The sequence below is a fragment of the Solidesulfovibrio aerotolerans genome, assembly GCF_009856865.1.
Taxonomy (GTDB): domain Bacteria; phylum Desulfobacterota; class Desulfovibrionia; order Desulfovibrionales; family Desulfovibrionaceae; genus Solidesulfovibrio; species Solidesulfovibrio aerotolerans.
In genome coordinates this window covers 1-4,919 of record NZ_WVUD01000084.1, presented here as the reverse complement: position 1 = coordinate 4,919, position 4,919 = coordinate 1, and the positions used below count along the sequence as shown (strand labels likewise).

Sequence of the window (4,919 nt, the reverse complement as noted above, 5' to 3'; positions counted from 1 at the left end):
GAACTTGATGTCATGGCAATTTATGCCATTTTTTCAAAATTGATCGCCTAAGTGGAAAGGCATCATGAGCTTGCACCAGTTGTCGCTTTCAGGCGTCAAGCCTTTTCTTAGCCGGACAGTAATGATACGCTATGAGTGCGCGAAGGTTTTCCTCGCGTGTACTGCTTTTGTAGTACTGCCACGCAACGCGTTGCAAATAGTTCTCCAAGCTATTGAAATCCCGTGGAGGGCCAAGCGTTTCAAAATCATAGGATAATCCGAGGTCGGCTTGGAGGTGGCGGGAGACCAGCTTGAGCACGCCACGCCAGTCCTGCTCTCCAGACTTAAAAGCTGCATATTCCGGCGAGCCGAGCACTTCGCGAAGATGGTCGCGAAAAGCAAGCAGTTTGACCGGATACTCTGGCTGGTTTCTTACCGTAAGCGTTTCTGCATCCTCTACCGATTCCGTAAGGAGGAGGCGCAGTTCGTACCACTCCCCAGCCTGATGGAGCAACTTCGCCCGAGCCAGCTTTTGCACGGCATACTCCCGCTCAATGGGCAGGAGTTGGTGTTGTCGCTTTCTCCAAGCCTGGTCAAACCGAATCGCTTCGGCGTTGACGGCTGCGTAAAGCGCCTCGGTATAGAAACTTGCCTTCCCCGATGGAGGGAAACGCGACAGCCAGTCCAGGACGGAGTCTGCCGCCCCCGGATAGGGCAGGGCATACAGGGGGCGGGGGTGGTACTCCGCGCTGGCGATGTAACGGTACAGCTCCCGTGGGCGCGGGAAGGATTCCCCCCGGGAGCGGGCTTTCTCTTCCGCACGGTAGGGATCGCCCGCTGAGGCCACAAGAGACTGGAGGAGAACGAGGTCTTCTGCGTCAATGAGACCGTTTTGATTCATGTCCATCCGCGATACCAGCACGTCCGATACTGCAAACGGATTGTTTATGAAGTCATCCATAACATCCAAGTCGGCTTGTGACCATCGGTTGTCGCCATTGAGGTCGCCAAGCATGACTAATTCAGATTTGTTTTCGACTCTATGAATGGGTATTGAATACTTCCAGTATCCATATACGGCAGCTAAAGCCACTGTAGTAATTATTATTGTCCGAAGCGGTATGCCCGCGAATCTTTTCGTAAAATACTTCATGATCATCCAGCCACTCCGAAATCACTTGTCGATAGAGGAATGAACACTCGATACAGAGCACTGTACAATCAACAAAATGGACATTTGTGGAGACTGCTGCACGGCATAGAGATGAACATCTGGTGCAAATAAATCCAGCCACAACAGGCCTCGTTGTCGCTGTGTCGCATTAATATAATAGAGCTCTGTTCTATTGCAACATGTTTATGCATCCTTCCGCCGGCCGTCTCGAAATAGGATTGTCGTGTCATTCTTCCCCAGCAAGTACCGTTCGTCCACACAAAAACAAACGGGCCGCCCCTTCCGAGACGGCCCGCATGCACTATTTCCTCATTCAGGACGTGCTCTACGTCCCCGATTCTGCAGCAGCCCCTTGCCCTCTAATCGTTGTGCGCCCAGCGGATCAGCCCCAGGCTGTGGGAGTCGAGCAGCAGGGGGTGGTGCGGCAGCACCCGCACCGTGAAGCCGAAACGGCCGGCTTCCGTCGGCTGAATCTCGCCCATGTACAGGTGCCAACCGTCGGCCGTCGTCTCCACCGGCCGCATGGACAGCGTGTCGCGCTGGGCGAATTTGCCTTCATAATCCAGCCGGCCGGAATAAATCTGCACTTCAACATCCTGGGGACGGATGCCGTTTAACTGCACTTCGGCCGTCACCCGCACGCCGTCGCCCACATGCAACTGCTCGGGATCACCGGCCCGCACGTGGCGGATGTCCAAATTGCCCCACTTGGTCATCATCTCCATGCGCCAGGAAGCCAGATCCTTGGCCGCAGCGCATTCATCGCGGGTCAGCCGGTTGTAGTTCTCCAGCGCCGGCCCGTAGGCGATGCGGGCGTAGTCCTCCACCATGCGGTGGGAGTTATAGACCGGGGTCAGTTCGCAAATCGAAGCCTTCATCTTGCGAATCCAATTGCGCGGCAGATTGCCGTGCCCCCGCTCGTAAAAGGTCGGGATGATCTCGTTTTCCAGAATGTTGTAAAGGGTCTGGCTCTCCACGAAATCCTGATAGCCGGCGTCTTCATACTCTTCGCCCATGCCGATGGCCCAGCCCACGCTGTTGTCCGGTTTCCAGGCCTCGGCCCACCAGCCGTCGAGGGTTGAGAAGTTGAGCACGCCGTTGCACATGGCCTTCATGCCGCTCGTGCCACAGGCTTCCAGGGGCCGGCGCGGCGTATTGAGCCACACGTCCACGCCCTGGACCAGATAGCTGGCGATTTCCATGTCGTAGTCTTCGATAAAAACCAGATTGTAGCGGCACTGGGCGCTGGTGCACAACTGCACCAGATCCTGGATCAGACGTTTGCCCTCGTTGTCGTGGGGATGGGCCTTGCCGGCAAAGACGAACTGCACCGGCCGCTCGGCGTTGGTGATGATGCGGATCAGCCGCTCCTTGTCCTGCAGCAGCATGTTGGCCCGCTTGTAGGTGGCAAAGCGCCGGGCAAACCCGATGGTCAGCGCCTGCGGATCAAGCACCTCCTCGGCGTTGAGCAGTTCCTGGCGCTTGGCCCCGCGCGAGAGCAGCTGGTCGCGCAGCCGCTCGCGCACATAGCCCACCAACCGTTCGCGCAACCGCTCGTGGGTGCGCCACAGTTCGGCGTCGGAAATCAGATGCGCCTGGGAAAATACCCGGCTGGTGTCCGGGTCTTCCCGCCAGTTGGCCCCGAGATAGCGGTCGTAGAGGGTGGCCAGATCCTGGGCCACCCAGGTGGGCACGTGCACGCCGTTGGTGATGGCCCCGATGGGCACGTCTTCCATGGGATACTGGGTCCAGACCCGGTTCCACATCTTGCGCGACACCACGCCGTGCAGTTGCGACACGCCGTTATTAAAGCGCGACAGTTTAAGCGCCAGCACCGTCATGCAAAAATGCTCGGTATCGTTGCGCGGGTCTTCCCGGCCAAGGGCCAGGAGCACCTTGAAGGCCAGTCCCAAACGCTTGGCATAGTCCTCGAAATAGGCCTGGATCAGCTCCGGCGGAAACCGGTCGTTGCCGGCCGGCACCGGCGTGTGGGTGGTGAAGATGGAGCTCGACGCCACCAGCTCCATGGCCGCCTCAAAGGACAGCTGGTGCTTGGCCATGAAATTGGCGATGCGCTCAAGGCCGGCAAAGGCCGAATGGCCTTCGTTCATGTGGATGACCTTGGGCTTTAAGCCCAGGACTTCCAGGGCGCGGATGCCGCCGATGCCGAGCAGATATTCCTGGCGCACCCGGGTTTCCAGATCGCCGCCGTAGAGGCGGTTGGTGAGCTGGCGGGTGGCGGGCTGGTTTTCCGGCACGTTGGTGTCCATAAGATAGAGCGACACCCGGCCGACTTGCGCCTTCCAGATTTGCGCCGTGACCCGCTCGCCCTTCAAGTCAACCTGGACTAGCAAACGTTCGCCGGCCGCGTCCTTGCACAAGGTCAACGGCATCTGCTCAAAATCGTAGATGGGATAGCGTTCCTGCTGCCAGCCGTCAGGTGTCAGGTACTGGCGGAAAAACCCCTGCTGGTAGCACAGCCCGATGCCGACCAGCGGCACGCACAGATCGCTGGCCGATTTGAGATGGTCGCCGGCCAGAATGCCAAGGCCGCCGGAATAGATGGGCAGGCACTGGCTGATGCCGTACTCCAGGCTGAAATAGGCCACCACCGGCGTACCGTCGCGATCAGGGAAAGGAATCGAGGCAGTCTTGCGGGACTGGTAGGTGGCCAGACTCTGGCGCAGATCAGCCAGACGTTCGACGTAAAAATCGTCCTCGGCCAGGGTTTCCAGCGTTTTCTGGGGCAGGCGGTTTAAAAAGCACACCGGGTTGCCGTAGCATTCCCGCCACAACCGGCGGTCCACCTGGGCAAACAGCGACACAATGTCGTCGTTCCAGGAAAAAAGCAGGTTGTAGGCCAAATCCCAAAGCGGCTTCAGTTTCTCCGGTAATTTCGGCACAACGCTATAGACACGTAACGGCTGCATACGTTCCCCTTTTTAACTCCGACCGTGACGCCATGCTTGCCGTCCGGCCAACTGCACCCCAGCATCTATCCATAAGCCCCTGCAAAAGGCAAGGCCAGCCCGAAAACGTCGCCTGGACGACACATGGCCGTCAAAAATTGTTGTATTTCAGCACATTAAAAAGCGTTTACAAATCCGGCCAAAGAGGTAGGGTACCTCCCTGATTTCACTTTGCGGAGGTGTGCCCATGTCCGGCCAAACGACCGTCCTTCATATCAAATTTCTGCGGGAATCCAGCCGGCAGAACCCGCCCGCCGTGGCCACCCCCGGCTCGGCCGGACTGGACCTGCGCGCCGACCTCGAGGCCGAGTCCCTGACCATCGCCCCGGGCGCGCGCGCCCCGGTCCCCACCGGCATCGCCATCGCCGTCCAAACACCCGGCGTCGCCGGCTTTATCTACTCGCGCTCGGGCCTTGGGGCCAAACACGGCCTCACCGTGGCCCAGGGTGTCGGCGTCATCGATCCCGACTATCGGGGCGAAATAATAGTCTGGCTGCTCAATACCTCCCAGCAACCCCAGACCATCAGCCGCCACGAACGCATCGCCCAACTCGTCCTGGCCCCCATCGTGCGGCCCATCGTCACAGCCGTGGACGACCTCGACGACACCCACCGCGGCGACGGCGGTTTCGGCCATACCGGCAAGGTGTAGGGGAAGAGGAAGATGCCTCCGGCGGCCGGGGGGATGATCCCCCCGGACCCCCCGATAGTGGGCTCAGGATTTTGGCTGGGGTGGCTGTCGCGGGGCGACAACCGCCCCAGCCAAAATCCTGAGCCCACAGGGCCTCGCCCTTCGG

General features: G+C 59.3%; 3 protein-coding genes. 1 reads left to right on the top strand and 2 read right to left on the bottom strand.

From position 1 onward, the window contains the following. Positions 1 to 88 precede the first annotated feature (88 nt). Both GTA51_RS19895 and glgP read right to left on the bottom strand, forming a co-directional pair. A complete protein-coding gene (locus GTA51_RS19895; protein ID WP_160964237.1) occupies positions 89 to 1,138 on the bottom strand; it encodes a dockerin type I repeat-containing protein in 1,050 nt (349 codons plus the stop codon). A 374-nt stretch (positions 1,139 to 1,512) separates the two neighbouring features. Continuing rightward, the gene (gene glgP, locus GTA51_RS19890) at positions 1,513 to 4,083 is read right to left on the bottom strand and encodes an alpha-glucan family phosphorylase (protein ID WP_160964236.1); all 2,571 of its coding nucleotides are present in this window, start codon (positions 4,081 to 4,083) and stop codon (positions 1,513 to 1,515) included. A 226-nt stretch (positions 4,084 to 4,309) separates the two neighbouring features. On the opposite strand from glgP, the gene dut reads away from it, so the two are divergent. Then, positions 4,310 to 4,774 carry a dUTP diphosphatase gene (gene dut / locus GTA51_RS19885; protein WP_160964235.1) on the top strand — a complete coding sequence of 155 codons (465 nt, stop codon included), beginning with the start codon at positions 4,310 to 4,312 and terminating at the stop codon, positions 4,772 to 4,774. The last annotated feature ends 145 nt before the right edge of the window (positions 4,775 to 4,919 follow it).

Coding starts and splice junctions, on each gene's coding strand:
- dut (WP_160964235.1), top strand. CDS start 4,310: ATGTCCGGCCAAACGACCGTCCTTCATATCAAATTTCTGCGGGAATCC.
- glgP (WP_160964236.1), bottom strand. CDS start 4,083: ATGCAGCCGTTACGTGTCTATAGCGTTGTGCCGAAATTACCGGAGAAA.
- GTA51_RS19895 (WP_160964237.1), bottom strand. CDS start 1,138: ATGATCATGAAGTATTTTACGAAAAGATTCGCGGGCATACCGCTTCGG.